This is a genomic window from Consotaella aegiceratis, assembly GCF_036541425.1.
GTDB classification, from domain to species: domain Bacteria; phylum Pseudomonadota; class Alphaproteobacteria; order Rhizobiales; family Rhizobiaceae; genus Consotaella; species Consotaella aegiceratis.
In genome coordinates this window covers 23,267-40,923 of sequence record NZ_JAZHFT010000026.1, presented here as the reverse complement: position 1 = coordinate 40,923, position 17,657 = coordinate 23,267, and the positions used below count along the sequence as shown (strand labels likewise).

The 17,657-nt window shown below is 65.2% G+C and carries 15 protein-coding genes; 9 read left to right on the top strand and 6 right to left on the bottom strand.

The genetic code is table 11. The annotated features are described in order from the left end of the window. Positions 1-7: 7 nt before the first annotated feature. Entirely contained in the window at positions 8-1,396 is a 1,389-nt protein-coding gene (locus tag SMD10_RS16775) for a TrkH family potassium uptake protein (RefSeq protein ID WP_331686882.1), read from the bottom strand. A gap of 260 nt (positions 1,397-1,656) precedes the next feature. Between SMD10_RS16775 and trxB the strand changes: the two genes are divergently transcribed. Then, the gene (gene trxB / locus SMD10_RS16770) at positions 1,657-2,628 is read left to right on the top strand and encodes a thioredoxin-disulfide reductase (RefSeq protein ID WP_331686880.1); all 972 of its coding nucleotides are present in this window, start codon (positions 1,657-1,659) and stop codon (positions 2,626-2,628) included. Positions 2,629-2,784: 156 nt separating this feature from the next. Then, the gene (locus SMD10_RS16765; protein WP_331686879.1) at positions 2,785-3,681 is read left to right on the top strand and encodes a LysR family transcriptional regulator; all 897 of its coding nucleotides are present in this window, start codon (positions 2,785-2,787) and stop codon (positions 3,679-3,681) included. 605 nt (positions 3,682-4,286) lie between these two features. On the opposite strand, the gene SMD10_RS16760 is transcribed toward SMD10_RS16765, so the two are convergent. Then, complete coding sequence (locus SMD10_RS16760; protein WP_331686878.1) at positions 4,287-5,492, bottom strand: pyridoxal phosphate-dependent aminotransferase; 1,206 nt, start codon at positions 5,490-5,492, stop codon at positions 4,287-4,289. A 209-nt stretch (positions 5,493-5,701) separates the two neighbouring features. On the opposite strand from SMD10_RS16760, the gene SMD10_RS16755 reads away from it, so the two are divergent. Then, the gene (locus SMD10_RS16755; protein ID WP_331686877.1) at positions 5,702-6,316 is read left to right on the top strand and encodes a glutathione S-transferase family protein; all 615 of its coding nucleotides are present in this window, start codon (positions 5,702-5,704) and stop codon (positions 6,314-6,316) included. Positions 6,317-6,357: 41 nt separating this feature from the next. On the opposite strand, the gene SMD10_RS16750 is transcribed toward SMD10_RS16755, so the two are convergent. After that, positions 6,358-6,879: a superoxide dismutase family protein gene (locus SMD10_RS16750; RefSeq protein ID WP_331686876.1), complete on the bottom strand. Its 522-nt coding sequence runs from the start codon at positions 6,877-6,879 to the stop codon at positions 6,358-6,360. Positions 6,880-7,149: 270 nt separating this feature from the next. Between SMD10_RS16750 and SMD10_RS16745 the strand changes: the two genes are divergently transcribed. Both SMD10_RS16745 and SMD10_RS16740 read left to right on the top strand, forming a co-directional pair. Then, positions 7,150-8,079 carry a DMT family transporter gene (locus SMD10_RS16745; protein WP_331686875.1) on the top strand — a complete coding sequence of 310 codons (930 nt, stop codon included), beginning with the start codon at positions 7,150-7,152 and terminating at the stop codon, positions 8,077-8,079. Positions 8,080-8,197: 118 nt separating this feature from the next. Further along, a complete protein-coding gene (locus SMD10_RS16740) occupies positions 8,198-8,593 on the top strand; it encodes an acyl-CoA thioesterase (RefSeq protein ID WP_331686874.1) in 396 nt (131 codons plus the stop codon). An 80-nt stretch (positions 8,594-8,673) separates the two neighbouring features. On the opposite strand, the gene SMD10_RS16735 is transcribed toward SMD10_RS16740, so the two are convergent. Then, positions 8,674-8,943, bottom strand: a complete 270-nt coding sequence (locus SMD10_RS16735) for a hypothetical protein (protein WP_331686873.1) — start codon at positions 8,941-8,943, stop codon at positions 8,674-8,676. Between the two features lie 173 nt (positions 8,944-9,116). Between SMD10_RS16735 and SMD10_RS16730 the strand changes: the two genes are divergently transcribed. Together SMD10_RS16730 and SMD10_RS16725 are read left to right on the top strand one after the other, a co-directional pair. Next, a complete protein-coding gene (locus tag SMD10_RS16730; RefSeq protein WP_331686872.1) occupies positions 9,117-9,884 on the top strand; it encodes a Crp/Fnr family transcriptional regulator in 768 nt (255 codons plus the stop codon). 182 nt (positions 9,885-10,066) lie between these two features. Further along, a complete protein-coding gene (locus tag SMD10_RS16725) occupies positions 10,067-11,578 on the top strand; it encodes a sulfatase (protein ID WP_331686871.1) in 1,512 nt (503 codons plus the stop codon). A gap of 129 nt (positions 11,579-11,707) precedes the next feature. Here SMD10_RS16725 and SMD10_RS16720 read toward each other — a convergent pair whose 3' ends face one another. Together SMD10_RS16720 and SMD10_RS16715 are read right to left on the bottom strand one after the other, a co-directional pair. Further along, entirely contained in the window at positions 11,708-13,039 is a 1,332-nt protein-coding gene (locus tag SMD10_RS16720) for an extensin-like domain-containing protein (RefSeq protein ID WP_331686870.1), read from the bottom strand. Positions 13,040-13,238: 199 nt separating this feature from the next. Beyond that, entirely contained in the window at positions 13,239-13,628 is a 390-nt protein-coding gene (locus tag SMD10_RS16715; RefSeq protein ID WP_331686869.1) for a DUF805 domain-containing protein, read from the bottom strand. Positions 13,629-13,789: 161 nt separating this feature from the next. On the opposite strand from SMD10_RS16715, the gene uvrB reads away from it, so the two are divergent. Both uvrB and SMD10_RS16705 read left to right on the top strand, forming a co-directional pair. Further along, positions 13,790-16,990: an excinuclease ABC subunit UvrB gene (uvrB, locus tag SMD10_RS16710; protein ID WP_331686868.1), complete on the top strand. Its 3,201-nt coding sequence runs from the start codon at positions 13,790-13,792 to the stop codon at positions 16,988-16,990. Beyond that, entirely contained in the window at positions 16,990-17,625 is a 636-nt protein-coding gene (locus SMD10_RS16705) for a hypothetical protein (RefSeq protein WP_331686867.1), read from the top strand. Before uvrB ends, SMD10_RS16705 begins: the two co-directional genes overlap by 1 nt. The last annotated feature ends 32 nt before the right edge of the window (positions 17,626-17,657 follow it).

Sequence of the window (17,657 nt, the reverse complement as noted above, 5' to 3'; positions counted from 1 at the left end):
TCCGTCGTCAGTCCACCCATACCGAGGGGAAGAAGAGGATCAGCACCGTCACGAGTTCGAGACGGCCGAGCAGCATGTTCAGGGACAGCACCCACAGCACCGGATCGGACAGACTGGAGAAATTGCCGGCCGGCCCGATGATCTGGCCGAAGCCCGGGCCGACATTGGAGAGCGCCGTCAGCGAGCCGGAAAAGGCGGTGATGATGTCGAGGCCGAGGATCATCAGTGCGACGGTGCCGGTCAGAAGCGCGCCGAAGAACAGGAAGAAGAAGATCGTGACGGTCTGGATGACCTCGGCCGACACCTCCTGCTTGCCGTATTTCAGGCGCTGCACCGCGTGCGGCCGCACCAGCCGACGGAAGTTGGCGCGCACCAGCAGGAACAGGATGACCAGCCGGTTGGCCTTGATCCCGCCGGCCGTCGAGCCGGCGCAGCCGCCCAGAAACATCGCCAGGAAGAAGATGCCGATCGCCGCGTTGGACCACAGCGTGTAGTCCTCCGACGCGTAGCCCGTGGTGGTGATCACCGAGACGAGGTGGAAGGTGGAGCTGATCAGCGCCTCGCCGAAGGGCGTGTCGTTGACCACGCGGCGCGTCACCGCGATCGCAAAGCTGAGGACGCAGCAGGTCACCAGGAAGACGATGATCTGCGGGTCGTTCCAGCGCTGGAAGCGGCGTGGCAGAAAGGCGCGGATGTAGACGACGAAGGGCAGCGCCGCCAGTACCATGAAGATGGTGGAGGCGACGAGGATCGAATTGCTCTCGAAATAGCCGAGCGAGGCGTCGTGCGTGGAATAGCCGCCCGTCGCCAGCGTGGTCATGGCGTGGTTGACGGCGTCGAAGGCCGACATTCCCAGAAGGAAATAGGTCACCGCGCACAGAAAGGTCAGGCCGAGATAGGCCGAGACCAGGCCGGCCGCCAGCTGATGCACACGGGGCAGCACTTTGTCGGAGCGGTCCGAGCTTTCCATGTGGAACAGGGACAGGCCGCCTGCCCTGAGCGACGGCAGGATCAGGATCACCATGCCGATAATGCCGATGCCGCCCATCCACTGGAGCAGCGAGCGCCACATCAACAGGCCGCGCGGCAGCGCGTCGAGGCCGGAGATCACCGTCGAGCCGGTGGTCGTCAGGCCCGACATGACCTCGAAGAAGGCGCCGGCATAGGTCAGTTTCGCCGAGGAAAAATAAAGCGGCAGCGCGCCGACGGCCGAGGTCAGGACCCACACCGTCGTCACCAGCAGAAAGCCGAGCCTCGGGCTGAACTGCGACGATCGCGGCGTGCGCGTCGACACGGCGACCAGCGAGCAGATGGCAGCGATCAGAAACCCCGATCCGACGAACACGTGCCAGTCCGTATTCTGGTCGGCGAAATCGATCAGGGCAGGAATCAACATCGCGCCGGCGACGGCGATGCCGAAGATCGAAGCGACGTGAAAGACGGTCTTAAGAATGCGGCCCTCGCGCGCTTGCCGCGGCGGCCCTCGAATCCACCACTCTCGATCGGTGTTCTAACGATTCCTCCGCTTCGGGGCAATCGCCTGTTGATGCCCCGCGCAGGCCACTTTCACCCGCACCTCGAACAGGGCATTGTGGGCTATTGCAAGCGTTTTGCCGAGATGCCATCTGGCAGGTGCACCCAGATGAGAGTTCAGCCATGACCGACCACCACGCCAATGTTCTGATCCTCGGATCCGGCCCGGCGGGCTATACCGCCGCGATCTATGCCGCGCGGGCGATGATGAAACCGTTGCTCGTCGCCGGCCTGCAGGAAGGCGGCCAGCTCACCATCACCACGGACGTGGAGAACTATCCCGGCTTTGCCGATCCCGTGCAGGGGCCGTGGCTGATGGAACAGATGAAGGCCCAGGCCATCCATGTCGGCACCGAGATGGTCAGCGATCTGATCGTCGAGGCCGACCTGTCGGCCCGGCCCTTCCGCCTGAAAGGCGATTCGGGGGCGACCTATTCCTGCGACGCGCTGATCATCGCGACGGGTGCCCAGGCCAAATGGCTGGGACTGCCGAGCGAGATCGCGTTTCAGGGCTTCGGCGTATCGGCCTGCGCCACCTGCGACGGCTTCTTTTATCGCGGCAAGGACGTCGTCGTGGTCGGCGGCGGCAACACGGCCGTGGAGGAAGCGCTCTATCTGTCGCATATCGCCAAGTCGGTGACGCTGGTGCATCGCCGCGACGAGCTGCGCGCCGAGCGCGTGATGCAGGACCGCCTGCGTGCCCGCGACAACGTCTCCTTCGCCTGGAACGAGGAAGTCCACGAGATCCTCGGCATCGACAAGCCGATGAAGTCGGTCACCGGCGTCAGGCTGCGGGACCGCGAAAGCGGTGCGTTGCGCGACGTGCCCGCCGACGGCGTCTTCATCGCCATCGGTCACGCACCGGCGGTCGAGCTGTTCACCGGGCAGCTTCGCCAGAAGCCCTCCGGCTATCTGTGGGTCGAGCCCGGCTCGACGGTCACGTCGGTACCCGGCGTCTTCGCCGCGGGCGACGTCACCGACGACGTCTATCGCCAGGCGGTGACGGCGGCCGGCCTCGGCTGCATGGCGGCTTTGGAAGCGGAGCGGTGGCTGGCGAGCCAGTCGGTTGGAGATGTCGCGCAGGCGGCGGAATGATAATTCCGCTGGCCGGCGCTGATCGCGACCTTAGATGATCGTTCGAAAGGCCGATGATCCGTTGACATTGCCATCGCAAAATTGAACAACGATCACGTTAAAGCATGAACGGCGCCTTGTCTTACGGTCTGGGCCAAGCGCTGGGGGAAACAGGACATGGCTCTCGACTGGGACAAGCTGCGGATCTTTCACGCGGCGGCCGAGGCCGGATCGTTTACGCACGCCGCCGACGCTCTCAACCTCAGCCAGTCGGCGATCAGCCGGCAGGTCGCGGCCCTGGAACAGGAGATCGGCGCCCCGCTGTTTCACCGCCATGCCCGCGGTCTCGTCCTGTCCGAGCAGGGCGAAATGCTGTTCCAGACCACCAATGACGTCATCAAGCGCCTCGAAACGGTGCAGATGCAGCTCTCCGAAACGCGGGAGAAGCCGACCGGCAAGCTCAGGATCGCCACCACCGTCGGTCTCGGCTCGGGCTGGCTGACCGAGCGCGCCAAGGAATTTCTGGAGCTCTACCCGGAGCTTCAGTTGCAGCTGATGTTCGACAACGAGGAAGTCGACCTGACCATGCGCAAGGCGGACGCCGCGATCCGTCTGCGTGCGCCTCAGCAGCCCGACCTCATTCAGCGGCGGCTGTTCACGGTGCACATGCACGTCTATGCCGCGCCCGGATACCTGTCGCGGTTCGGCCGGCCGCAGTCGGTCGAGGACCTCGAAAAGCATCGCATCATCACCTTCGGCGAGCCGACGCCGAGCTATCTGCGCAACCTCAATGCGCTGGAGACCGTCGGACTGCCGGAGAGCCAGACCCGCAATCCGATCCTGCAGATCAACAACCTGATGTCGATCAAATCGGCGATCGAAAGCGGCATCGGCCTGGCGCTCTTGCCCGACTACATGATCGACAAGCAGTCCAAGCTCGTCCAGGTTCTGCCGGACGTCGACCTTCCGACCTTCGATACGTATTTCTGCTACCCGGAGCAGTTGCGCAACGCGGCCAAGCTCAAGGTTTTCCGCGATTTCCTGATTTCCAAGGCCCGCACTTGGTCTTACTGAATTTCAGAGACATCGCGGTGTAAAGCGAAGTACCACAACCCAAGACCCCTGCTGTTCTTGACGCAAGACCGCCGATTTCGTAGGGACTTTCCAACAAATTCTTCGCTGCCGCAGCATAATATCCTACACTTACCTTCGCATGCACTCCATGCATGGCTGCCATGCAGAAAAACTACTAGCTCACAACTTGGGGCGGGATTATTTCTCTTCGTGTCGGGTGCGGGCGAATCCTCCTCCCATCGCTTCCCCGACGATTCCTCCCAAGGGTTTGCTTTCTTGGAAAGTTCCCTTATTGGCCAGGCCATCGAGCCTGGCTTTTTTTTGCGCCGGCGCTGGTCGCGATCAGCAATCCGGAGTGGTCTTCGACCTCATCCATCGACCGGCCTGCTTCCGGCTCCATCTCACCGCGCTTGGACGTCCGCGAAGGCTCCGCCGGGGCGGTCACGCGCTACCCGTCCGTTCCTTCGCGATTGGGCGCCGAGCGCCGCCGGATCGATCAACGTCGACGTCGACCTCCTGCCCGCCGCGGGGACAAAAAAGGAGGCGACCGGCCGATGCCCGTCGCCTCCCCGAATGCCGATCCGACGCTCAGGTCGGGCCCGCGTTTACTTGTCCAGGCTGTTGCAGAACCGCTGGATGCGGCCGCAGGCCTGCTCCAAGAGATCGTCCGAAGTCGCGTAGGAGATCCGGAAGTTCGGGCCGAGGCCGAAGGCCGAACCGTGCACGACGGCAACCCCTTCGGCTTCCAGCAGTTCGGTGACGAAATCCTCGTCGGTCTCGATGACCTTGCCGCTCGGCGCCTTGGCGCCGATCAATTCGCGGCAGGAGGGATAGACGTAGAATGCGCCCTCCGGTGACGGGCACTCGATGCCGCGGGCCTGGTTCAACATGGAGACGACCAGATCGCGGCGCTTCTGGAAGGCCAGGCGCCGTTCCTCGATGAAGTCCTGCGGCCCGGTCAGCGCCTCCACCGACGCCCATTGCGCGATGGTGCAGGCGCCCGAGGTCTGCTGGCCCTGGATCGTGTCCATCGCCTTGATGAGCTGCACCGGCCCGCCGGCATAGCCGATGCGCCAGCCGGTCATGGCATAGGCTTTCGAAACGCCGTTGATCGTCAGGGTGCGATCGAAGAGCCCCGGCTCCACCTCGGCCGGCGTGGCGAAGGTGAAGTCGCCATAGACCAGGTGCTCGTAGATGTCGTCGGTCATCACCCAGACATGCGGATAGCGCATCAGGACATCCGTCAGCGCCTTGATCTCGGCATGCGTATAGGCGGCGCCCGAAGGATTCGACGGGGAGTTGAAGAGAAACCACTTGGTCTTCGGCGTGATCGCCTTTTCCAGGGCCTCCGGCGTCAGCTTGAATTTGGTCTCGATGCCGGCTTCGACGACCACCGGCGTACCGCCGCAGATCGCCACCATCTCGGGATAGCTCACCCAATAGGGCGCGGTGATGATCACCTCGTCGCCCGGGTTCAGAGTCGCCATGAAGGCGTTGAACAGAATCTGCTTGCCGCCGGTGCCGACGATCGTCTGCTCCGGCTTGTAGTCGAGATTGTTCTCGCGCTTGAACTTCAGGGTGATCGCCTGGCGCAGCTGCGGGATGCCCGACACCGGCGGATACTTCGTCTCGCCGCGATTGATGGAATCGACCGCCGCCCTCTTGATATTGTCCGGCGTGTCGAAGTCGGGCTCGCCGGCGCCGAGGCCGATGACATCACGGCCTTTCGCCTTCAGCTCGCGCGTTTTCTGGGCGACGGCCATGGTCGCAGAAGGCTTAACGCGATCGAAAACGTCGGCGAGGAATGCCATTGGAAAGAACTCCAAAAAAGACGGAAAAATTCAGCCCCGGCAGCACGGCTGCAAAGGCGCGCGAACACTAGTCCGATGGATGCGCTCGCGCAAGCGCGCGAGCCGCCGCAACCATCACACTTTCTGATCCTATCCAGCAGAGATTGGAATTTTGCCGGCGGCGAGAAGCAGGGCACAGTCTCCGCTCTTGCGGGAAGGAGTAGCGGCCCATGTTCAAACTCTATGGAAGACAAACCTCGGGCAATTGCTACAAGCCGCGGCTTTTACTGGCGCTGCTCGGCCAGCCGTTCCAGCATATCGAGACAGCAGCGGGCGAACTCGGCACCCGCAGCGCCGCCTTCCAGGCCAAGAACCCGGCGGGCCGGGTGCCGCTGCTCGAACTGGAGGACGGCCGCGTCCTGGCCGAATCGAACGCCATTCTGTGCTATCTCGACGCAGGCTCCGCGTTTACGCCGCAGGATGCCTTCTCCAGAGCGCGCATGCTGCAATGGATGTTCTTTGAGCAGAATAGTCACGAGCCGGCCGTGGCCGCGCGCCGCGCGCTTCTGCGCAATCCCCGGCGCATGGCCGAAGCGACGCCCGAAAAACTGGAGGCGTTGCGCTCGGCCGGGCTCGCCGCTCTCGCGGTGATGGAGGATCAGCTCTCGCGCACGGCCTTCCTGGCGGCGGCTACGCCGACATTGGCCGATATCAGCTTGTTCGCCTACACGCACGTCGCCGATGAAGGCGAGTTCGACCTGGGGCCCTTCCCCTGCATCCGCTCCTGGCTTTCCTCGATCGAGGCCCTGCCCGGCTTTCAGCCGATGACCTGGCGGCCGAGCTGAAGCCGCCAGCGTGTCCCGAACTGGTGCGTTCGCAGGAGGCCTTATTGCGCCGGGTAGACCACGCCGCAGGCGAGCCGCGAACCAGCGTCGCCGGACGGCTGGGATTCATAGTCGTCGGCCCCGTCGTGAATGATGATCGCAGTGCCGTCGGCATCGTTCAGCGGCGCATCGCCGTCGACCAGCGAGACGTTCGGGTCCACATGATCGAACTTGGCGATGCCGTTCACGGCGGTGAAGTTCGGCATGTCGCCGGCATGGACGCCGCCTTCGCTCTTGTAGCCGTGTTCCATGCTGGTCGGATTGTAATGACCGCCGGCCGACGAAAAATCGCCCTCGCAGGCGCCCGTTTCGTGAAGATGGATGGCATGCTCCCCGTCGGGCAGCCCCGACAGGTCGTTGCTGAGGAGAACGCCGTTCGGCGTCTGCATCAGGGTGATGGTCCCGACGCCGGTCCCGTCCTGCATCTTCATCTCCACGGAGACGGTTTCCGGCGACGCCGGATCCTGCGCGAACGCCGTCGTGGCGCAACAGGCCGCCAGCGCGGCCATGGCAATCGTCTTCATGGTTTCCTCCTTTATTGTTTGGTCGGCGATCCGGCGCTGCCGGAGATTTGCCGATGTCTTGCGCACAACGGGGCGCGGCGTGTCGCCGTTCCCGTTCGACCGCCACAAGGCCTTGGCGGAAAAGGTTTTATTCCGCGCTCTTCCATCTGGCCGCTTGCGGGCGCGTCGGCAAATGACGGCCACAGGGCGCCTGGTATTTTTCATGGACGCACCTTGCGCGGCGGCTTGTGCGCCGCTAGCCGCACATAGTTTCAACAGGAGCCCTCGAGCGTGAGCCGCCTGACCGCCAACCTTCTGCTGCTGCTTGCCGGCGCCATCTGGGGCATGGGCTTCGTCGCCCAGTCGACGGCGATGGACGCGGTCGGTCCCTGGACCTTCGTCGCCACGCGTTTCTTTTTGGCGGCGCTGACCGTTCTGCCTTTTGCCTGGCGCGAGGCGAAATCGGCATCCAAGCCGATCGATGCGGCGGATTGGCGCGGCTTTGTTCTGGTCGGCCTGATGCTTTTTCTGGCCTCGGTCATCCAGCAAATCGCCATTCTCACCACCAGCGTCACCAACGCCGGCTTCCTGACCGGTCTCTATGTCGTCTTCACGCCGATCCTGGCGCTCGCCCTCTTACGGCAGCGCCCGCACTGGGTGGTCTGGCCGGCGGCGCTCACCGCCTTTGCCGGAACGGTTCTGATCGGCGGCGGTTCTGTCGCGGCGCTCGGCCGGGGCGACCTGCTGATGATCGTGTGCGCGGTGTTCTGGGCATTGCAGATCCTGTTCCTGGGTCTGTTCGCCGGCCGCAGCGGACGACCTCTCACCCTGTCCTGCGTCCAGTTCGCCCTGACCAGCGTGCTCGCCTGCGTCGGAATGTTCGCCTTCGAGACGGTTTCCCTCGACGCGCTGTTCGCCGCCTGGCCGGAGATCGTCTATGGCGGCGTGTTCTCCTCCGGCGTCGCCTTCACGCTGCAGGCGATCGGCCAGCGCCACACCACGGCGCCGCAGGCCGCCATCTTCCTGTCGTCGGAGGCGCTGTTTGCCGCCCTGTTCGGCGTCGCCGTCCTGGGCGAGCGAATCGCCGCGATCGGGCTCCTCGGCTGTGCGCTGATCTTCGCCGCCATGCTTGCCGTCGAGCTCGTGCCGATGCGCCTGCGCGGAAGGGAGCCGGAACCGGCGCTTCCCGACGAAAGCGGGACGGCTCCGGGCAAGGCTTGAGGGGGCGAGCGGCAGCGCGGATGCGGCGGGTTGGCGCTTGCCCGGTCTGGCGGCGGCCCGCATGATTGAGGCAGACGCGAAGCCGCGAGCCGGCAGTTTATAGTGGGAACGATCGAGAATGGACGAAAGCGCAACCGGGCCCCGTGGCGATCTCACCATGCGCGTGCCCGCCATGCCGGCCGACGCCAATGCCGAGGGCGACGTCTTCGGCGGCTGGGTGATGTCCCAAATGGATCTGGCGGCGTGGATCCGCGGATCGGAACGCGCCCATGGCCGCGTCACGACGGTCGCCGTCAATGCGCTGGCCTTCAAGAAGCCGGTGAAGATCGGCGACGTGCTGTGCGTCTACACGACGATCGAGAGGATCGGCCACACCTCGATCACCTTGCTGGTCGAGGCTTGGGCGCAACGCCATCTGACACGGGACCGGGTGAAGGTGACGGAAGGCAGCTTCGTCGTCGTGGCGCTCGATACGCAGGGCCGCCCCGTCGCCGTGCCCACCGAAGATGCGTAGCCGGCTACAACCGCACTTCCTTGCGTGTTCCGGCCGCGACATGCCATGATTGGCCCCGTAGGGACATTATCAAACGCACGTCATCGTTGAATGCCGTCACCGCTTCCTTTGAGCTTGGCACTGATCCAGTCGCCGGCGTCTCCAAGGCTGTCGAAAACTTGCCCGTCCCATGCAAGGCCGTTGAAGCCTGCCTCCAAAAACCACTTTCCGCGATTGTCTTCGTGAACATCACTGTCCAGGCGAACCAGAACCGCCACGAGTCGTCCCTCGTCGAAAACAAGGAGCCCGTCCTCGTCCGGGCTTCCGGTTTCCACTTTCACGGGCTTGAGGGTCAGGTCGCGTGTCGGCATGGATTGAAAATGTGGATCATACGATTGAGGTTGCAGTGACCGCTGCACAAAATGTGTTGATTCGATTAGGGAAAGGGTTTCTCAATCCGCGTATTGGATCGAATGGGTCCCAACGATAACAGAAGGCCGTCGACGGTCCGCCCGTCGACCACGTAGCTGGAGAAGCGGCATCCATGAACGCCAGCCTCGATATAACCCATCCGCTCGTCTGCCATCTGCGCAGCACGACGGATATCTCCGAGAGCGATCTGGCCGCTCTGCTGTCGCTGATGACGGGCGGGGATGAGGTTGACAAGGGATACGAGGTGGTGCGCGAGGGCGATCGTCCCCAGCGGTGCTGCCTCATCCTCAGCGGCTTCGCGTGCCGCTTCAAAGTGTTGAGCGACGGCAGCCGCCAGATCGTGGCGTTCCATGTGCCGGGTGACCTGCCGGATCTGTTCAGCCTGCATCTTGGGGTCATGGACCACAATCTGGGAACGCTCGCCCCTTCGCGACTGGCCTATATCTCGCATGGCAGCCTGCGCAGCCTGACCGAGGAGCGGCCGAAGCTCGCTGCGGCGCTGTGGCGCCAAACGCTGATCGACGGCTCGATGTTCCTGGAATGGATGACCGGTCTAGGCCGTCGCCCGGCGCCGGCCCGGCTGGCCCATCTGATCTGCGAAGTCATGATGCGCCTCTCGATCGTCGGCCTGGTGGACGAGGGACAGGCCACACTGCCGGTGACCCAGGCGGACCTGGCCGATGCGCTCGGCCTCAGCTACGTCCACGTCAACCGGATCCTGCAGGACATGAGCCGCGACGAACTGGTCGACTTCCGCCGCCGCACGCTCGTCGTCCACAATTGGCAGCGCCTGAAGGACATGGCCGAATTCGATCCGACCTATCTGCACTTCCAGCGCAAGACCGAGGTGTGCGGCGAGGTCAGCACCGTCTCGGGCTGACCGGCCGACATCTTTTATCGGGCACGGTTGGCGGGTCATGAGATGGCCATGCCATCGCTTCGAAACCACCTGATCAGGGCCTTATTCTGCCCGACTTACCATCGCACCGTCGACAGCTGCCCGCCGGTGTCGCGGCTTCACCTGCCCTGGCCCGACGGCCAAGGCAATCGTGAGGTTTACCGATGGTACTGTCGATTTCGCGCCGCAATTTCATCATGACGGCGGGCGCTGCCGGCGTTGGCGCAGGGCTTGCCGCCCCTGCTCTGGCCGCCGGCCCAAGGATCAACATCTCGCGCAGCGCGGCGCGGCCGGACAGGCCCAACGTCGTCGTCATCGTCATCGACACGCTTCGCCGGGACCATCTGGGGATCTACGGCAATCGCTGGATGCGCACGACGGCGCTCGATCAGCTGGGCCGGCAAAGCCTGCGGTTCACCCGCGCCACGCCGGAAGCGATGCCGACCATTCCGGCTCGTCGCTCCATCCACAGCGGCATGCGCACCTTTCCCTTTCGCAACTGGACACGCCGCGCCGGCAACCGGTCGACGGTCTGGGGCTGGCAGCACATCCCCGACGACCAGCCGACGCTCGCCGAGCAGATGGCCGAAAACGGCTATCAGACCATGCTGGTCTCCGACGTTCCGCACGAATTCACGCCGGGCATGAACTTTACGCGCGGGTTCAATACCGTGCAGTGGATGCGGGGCCAGGAGGGCGATCCCTATCAGCCCTACTGGAGCGTCCCGGACTATCATCTCGACCGCTACCTCTACCGCGACCAGAACGGCGAAGAGATCACCACCAAGCTGGGCGACACGCCCCTTTCCCTCGAGCTTCGGCAATATCTCGCCAACACCAACGACCGGAAGAGCGAGGAGGATCACTTCACGGCACGCGTCTTCCGCGCGGCTGCCCGCGTTCTGGAAAACTATCCGCGCGACAAGCCCTTCTTTCTCACGGTCGATTCCTTCGACCCGCACGAGCCCTGGGACGCTCCTCGCTACTATGTCGATCTCTACGACGACCCGGACTATGCCGATCCGGAGCCGGTGACGCCCCGCTACGGCAGCAGCGACTACCTGACGCCGCGCCAGCTCCAGCGCATGCGTGCGCTCTATGCCGCCGAAGTGACCCTGATGGATCATTGGCTCGGCTTCTTCATGGAGCAGCTCGACGAGCAGGGCTTCCTCGATTCGACCTTGGTGATCCTGACCAGCGACCACGGCATGGCGCTGGGCGAGCACGATGCGGTCGGCAAGCCGGCCTATGCCTTATGGGGCGAGATGACCGATACGCCGTTCTTCATCCGCCATCCCAACGGCACCGGCGCCGACACCGCCAGCGACTATTTCGCCTCGACCTTCGACATCGCGCCGACGGTGTTGTCGCTCGCCGGCATCGCGCCAAAGACCGAGCTTCAGGGCGCCGATCTGTCGCCGCATCTCGACGGCAAGGAGGGAACGCCCCGGCCGCATTTCACCTCCGGCCTCAACGACTATGTCTGGGCGTCCGACAAGCAGTACACGCTGATCGCCAGGAACGACGGCAGCGAAGCCAAGCTCTACGACATCGTCGCCGATCCCGACCAGACCAAGGACCTGGCGGACGAGCGTCCGCAGGACGTGCGCCGCCTGTTCGATCTGGTGGTCCAGGATGCCGGCGGCGAGCCGCTGCCGAGTTACGACGAGATGTAACGTTGGGGCAGTCACGCCGGCGGCGAGGCTCGCCGCCGGACTTCTCCGAGTTTTCTGCAGGCACGACTAAAGATTGTAAATCGGGAGGTGGACTCCAACGACGAGCGCGCGCTCCGTTTACCCCGAGATCTACTTGCACACCCCGCGGCGGCGGTTCTTGGCGTCGAGATGCAGATGGTCGGCGTGGTCCTCGTTGTAGCCGGGGCCGAGCACCGTGCCGAAATACTTGCAGGCCGACTGCCGCACCTCCTTCTGGAATGGCCGCTCGCGGAACGCGAAGAAGCCCTTCTTCTCCACGTGCACGATCTCTTTGCCGAACTGGAAGCCGCCGACGTCGAGGGCATTGCCGCTGGCGTGTTCGCTGATGGTGCGCGAGCCGGCAATGCGCGAGCAGCGGTAGGACGACAGGTTGATCACCGCATCCGGCTTGTCCCACATCTTCCAGCGAGCGGCCGGCACCACCTCCTCGTCCATCCACTGCGCCACGCGCAGCGCCGCCTGGCAGTTCAGCGTCGCGGCCGGCTTCATGGCGATGCCGGGCAGGATCTGGCTGATCTTCACCGGATACTGGATGCCGCAGCTCTTGCTGCCGCCGATCGAGTTGGCGTCGACGAACTTGACACCAAGCTTGGCCAGCGCCTGGCGGCAGACGATTTCGGCGCGCGGCATCGGCGAATAGCCGCTCGGCGTCTCCTCCTCCAGCGGCGCGCGCGGCAAGGAGGGCGCCGCGGAACGTGGCGGCGCCCGCTTCTCCAGCGAGGCGTAGCTCGGCAGGGTGGTCGTCTTGGGCTGCGGCCTCGGTTCGGGCACGGCTCCAGGCGTCACCGCGGTCAACCCGGTCCATGGGTCGGGCTGAGAGAAGCCGGTCATGCGCTGGTCGACGCTGACGGGCGCGTCCATCGGCGGCAGCATCGTCTGCTGCTGGATGGCGGCGGGCGGTATGGCAACAGGCTGCGGCGCGACCGGCGCCGTGGCGACGGCGACGGGCGGCGGCACCGGCCTGCTGGCCACGGCCGGTGGCATGGGGGTCGGCGCCTGATAGACGGGCATGGGCTGCGGCTCGATCGCGACCGGCTGGGATGGCTGCGGCTCGACCGGTTGATAGACGACCGTCGGCGCCGTGGGTGCCTGGTAGGTCGGCGCAGCCTGGTATGTCGGCGCGGCAGGCAGCGGCTGCGCCGAGGTCATGGCGCGCTCTTCGAGGCTCGGGGCTGACGGACGATAGCTGTCGTAGACCGGCGCTCCCCATACGAGGCTCGGCTGTCCCGCGCCGCTGGCAGCGACGCCGCCGGTTGTGGCGGGCGCAGCGGGCGTTCCCCAAGGCGCCGGGGCGGATTGCGGAATATCGGCGGGCGGCGACGGAGCCGTCAGCGTCTGAGCGGCAGCATCGACAGCGCCCGCCGCAACGAGGCACAATGCGGCGAGCGCCGGGAAGCGCCATCCGACGAGACGCAAAACCATGGGACGGCCTTTCGTTGTCCGCGAAACTCGAGCGGGCAAGACAAAGGCTATCGAGGTTTGGTAAGCAAAGGGTGAATCGCCGGTCGATTTTTTTGCCGCCGACGGCGCTCCGGCGCCCCTAACCCATTGTTTCCAGAATTTTTCTTGGCTCGGCCGGGCCGCCGCCGCATCCGTGGGCCTCGGCCTTCGGGCTGATCCGTCAGCGGCGCGGCCGCAGCACCCGGCTCGACCGCTGCAACGGGTCCGGGCCGTAGCGGTTCGGCCCCTTCGTCCCGGCCAGGAAGCCGTTTTCGACGATCAGCCACAGCGAGCCCACCACCGGCACGAAGCCGATCAGCGCCCACCATCCGGCCTTGCCGCGATCGTGAAAGCGCTTCACCGCGATCGCCGTCAGCGGGTAGAGGAGCGCGACGGCCGCGATCAGCGCCACCGCCTGGCCGATCGCCTTGGGCATCGGCGCGACGATCACGGCGACGACGAAGGCGGCCGCCACGACGCAGAGGATGGCGATCCAATAGCGCCTGCGGTTGATCCGGCCCTTGAACGACAGCATCAGATCCCGCGCGTGCACCGCCTGCCCTTCCCGCATGATTCCAAGGTTCGGCCGGCCGCCGCCGCACCGCCGACCGAGGCCGGGATGATAGCCGCCGCGCCGGCCATCGTCTCGCCTGCGGCCGGGTCGCGCGACGGAATCCACAGATCGCGTCGCCGGGCCTTCTCGAATCCGGTTTTGTTCTCCATATTCCCCCCATGGCTTCCGACAAGAATTCCGACCGCAAGCTGAAGCGGCGTGGCCCGCTCGTCGCCTTCAACGACGCTTCCGAATCGCGTGACGGCTTCGGCGAGGCGCCGCAGGCCGATTTCGAGGGCGATCCCACCGATCTGTCCGGTCCGGTCTCCGGCTGGGCCGACGCCATCGCGCGCGCCGCCGAGGACGACGCCGAGGCGAAGGCGGACGCCAAGACGCCGAAGCCCGCCAGGAAGGCCCGGACGAACCCCTCCGGCAAGACGGCGCGCGGCACCTCGATCGGCGCCGCCACCGACCCGAAGGAGCGCGCCCGCGCCGGCCTCAACCCGGTGGCTGGTCTCGACGTCAGCCTGGAAGAGGCGAAGGCGCTGCCCGAGGGCGCCGTCACCGCCACGGTCGAGGCGCTGTCGAAGCTGATCGAGAGCGGCAATCCGCTGCACAAGAACGGCGAGATCTGGGTGCCGCACCGTCCGGAGCGGCCGGAAAAGTCGGAAGGCGGCATCCGCATCCAGATCAAGTCGGAGTTCGAGCCGCGTGGCGACCAGCCGACCGCGATCCGCGATCTCGTCTCGGGCATTGCCGACCAGGACCAGACCCAGGTGCTGCTCGGCGTCACCGGCTCGGGCAAGACCTTCACCATGGCCAAGGTCATCGAGGAGACGCAGCGCCCGGCGCTGATCCTGGCCCCCAACAAGACGCTGGCCGCGCAGCTCTATTCGGAGTTCAAGAACTTCTTCCCGGACAACGCGGTCGAGTATTTCGTCTCCTACTACGACTACTATCAGCCCGAGGCTTATGTGCCTCGCTCCGATACCTACATCGAGAAGGAATCGTCGATCAACGAGCAGATCGACCGGATGCGCCACGCCGCCACCCGCGCCTTGCTCGAGCGCGACGACTGCATCATCGTCGCCTCGGTGTCCTGCATCTACGGTATCGGCTCGGTCGAGACCTATACGGCGATGACCTTCCAGATGTCGGTGGGCGACCGGCTCGACCAGCGCCAGCTCCTCGCCGACCTCGTCGCCCAGCAGTACAAGCGCCGCGACGCCGATTTCCAGCGCGGCTCGTTCCGGGTGCGCGGCGACACGATCGAGATCTTTCCCGCCCACCTGGAGGATCGCGCCTGGCGCATCTCGCTGTTCGGCGACGAGATCGAGGAAATCACCGAGTTCGATCCCCTGACCGGCAAGAAGACCGACGCGCTGAAGTCGGTGAAGATCTACGCCAACTCCCACTACGTCACCCCGCGCCCGACCTTAAACCAAGCTGTCAAAAGCATTAGGGAAGAGTTAAGGATTCGCCTGCAAGAGCTTGAAAAGGCAGGCCGGCTTCTGGAAGCGCAGCGCCTGGAGCAACGCACCCGCTTCGACATCGAGATGATCGAGGCGACCGGCTCCTGCGCCGGCATCGAGAACTATTCGCGCTATCTCACCGGCCGCAAACCGGGCGAGCCGCCGCCGACGCTGTTCGAATACCTGCCCGACAACGCGCTAGTGTTCATCGACGAAAGCCACGTCACCATCCCGCAGATCGGCGGCATGTATCGCGGCGACTTCCGCCGCAAGGCGACGCTCGCCGAATACGGCTTCCGCCTGCCCTCATGCATGGATAACAGACCTCTCAGATTTGAAGAGTGGAACGCCATGCGCCCGCCCACCGTGGCGGTCTCGGCGACGCCGGGCGCCTGGGAGCTGGAGGAATCGGGCGGCGTCTTCGCCGAGCAGGTGATCCGCCCGACCGGCCTCACCGATCCGCCGGTGGAGATCCGCCCGGCCAAGACCCAGGTCGACGATCTGCTGGGCGAGATCCGCGAGACCGTCGACAAGGGCTACCGGGTGCTGACCACCGTGCTCACCAAGCGCATGGCCGAGGACCTCACCGAATACCTGCACGAGCAGGGCATCCGCGTGCGCTACATGCACTCCGACATCGACACGCTGGAACGCATCGAGATCATGCGCGACCTGCGGCTCGGCGCCTTCGACTGCCTGGTCGGCATCAACCTCTTGCGCGAGGGCCTCGACATCCCCGAATGCGGGCTGGTCTCGATCCTCGACGCCGACAAGGAAGGGTTCTTGCGCTCGGAGACGTCGCTGATCCAGACGATCGGGCGCGCCGCGCGCAATGTCGACGGCCGCGTCATCCTCTATGCCGACCGGGTCACCGGCTCGATGGAGCGCGCCATCGCCGAGACCAACCGCCGCCGCGAGAAGCAGGAGGCCTACAACGTCGAGCACGGTATCACGCCGGAAAGCGTCAAGGCGCGCATCTCCGACATTCTCGACTCCTATTACGAGAAGGATCATGTCCAGGTCGACGTGAAGCATCTCGACAAGGAAGGCGCGCTGGTCGGCAACAACCTCAAGGCCCACCTCGAGCACCTGGAAAAACAGATGCGCGACGCCGCCGCCGATCTCGACTTCGAGCTTGCTGCGCGCCTGCGCGACGAGATCCGCCGGCTGGAGGCCAAGGAGCTGGAATACGGCCCGGACGCGCTGGCCGCCGAGTTCGCCGGCGACGGCGGCTCCACCGGCCCGATGCGCCGAGGCTCGTCCAACCAGGGCCGCGCCGGCAAGCGCGGCAAGGCCGGCAAGGGTGCCACCGACGGCGGCAACGCCCGCTTCTCGGCCCTCGGCGAACCCCTCAAGCCGCGCGGCGCCGGCGCCAACCCTCCCTCAGCCAACACCAAGGCCGATGAAGGCCCGATCTCCCCCCAACGGGGGGGAGATGCCCGGCAGGGCAGAGGGGGGGCTGCGCCCTCGCCGTCATCCTCGGGCTCGTCGCGAGGATCCAGCGCGACGGAGAGCAGCGACGCCGCCGGAAAAAGCTACTTCCAGAAGCCGTCGCTGGACGACATGGGCCCCGGCACCGACCTGCCGAAGCCCGACCGGCCCGACGCGCCGAGCCGCAGCTATTTCCGCAAGAACTCGCTGGACGAGATGACGGTGCGCCGCACCGAGCAGCCGGCGGGCAAGGCCCCGCCGCAGAAGCCGGCGCCATCCACCAAGGGCGCGCCCTCGCCCCAGCCGATCTCCCCCCAAGGTGGGGGAGATGCCCGGCAGGGCAGAGGGGGGGCGACGCTCTCCGACGACGATCCCCGCCCGATCCGCCGCGAACGCATCGGCCGCGGCTCCTACGAGGACGAAGGCGAGCAAAAACGTCGCGGCCGGCCGAAGAAGACGGGACGGCCGGGGCGGTAATGGCGCTAAACCAAGAAGAAATCCGCTCTTGCATTGAGAAGGAATACCGTCGGCGCGGAGACACGCTGGGCTGGCGGTTGCTCTACTCCCCGTGGGAGACGATGTTGAACGCCGATGTGGCCTTCCTCGGCCTGCAACCTGGTGGCGGGTTCCTGCCGAACGATCACGGGGAACTCTGCATGACGAGTGGTAGCGCCTATGTAACGGAAAGCTGGACGGGCAGGCCCGCAGGAGCGCATCCATTGCAAAAGCAGGTGCGTGCGCTGTTCGACTGGCTCGATGTGGCGCCGGAAGCCGTATTGGCAGGAAATCTGGTGCCCTTCCGCTGCCCCAATGCCAGAAGCTTTAAGGATATGCGGGGTGCGCTCGCATTTGGCGAATGGCTTTGGCGCGATATCGTCGCTCAAGCGCGCCCCAAACTTGTCGTAACAATGTCCAGAGACACGACAGCCGCATTCAAGCGAGTAGGGGGCATCGACACGTTGCAGAGCCGCCCCTGCGGTTGGGGTTCCATCAGACTTTTCCATGGAGAAGGGCCGCTGTTCCGGCTTATCGGGCTGCCGCATCTGTCACGTTTTGGGATCATTACCCGACCGGCCAGTCGAGAAGCATTGCTCAGCGTGCTCGAACACTAGGGACTTTCCCGCAAGCGAGAGGCGTGGCAAAA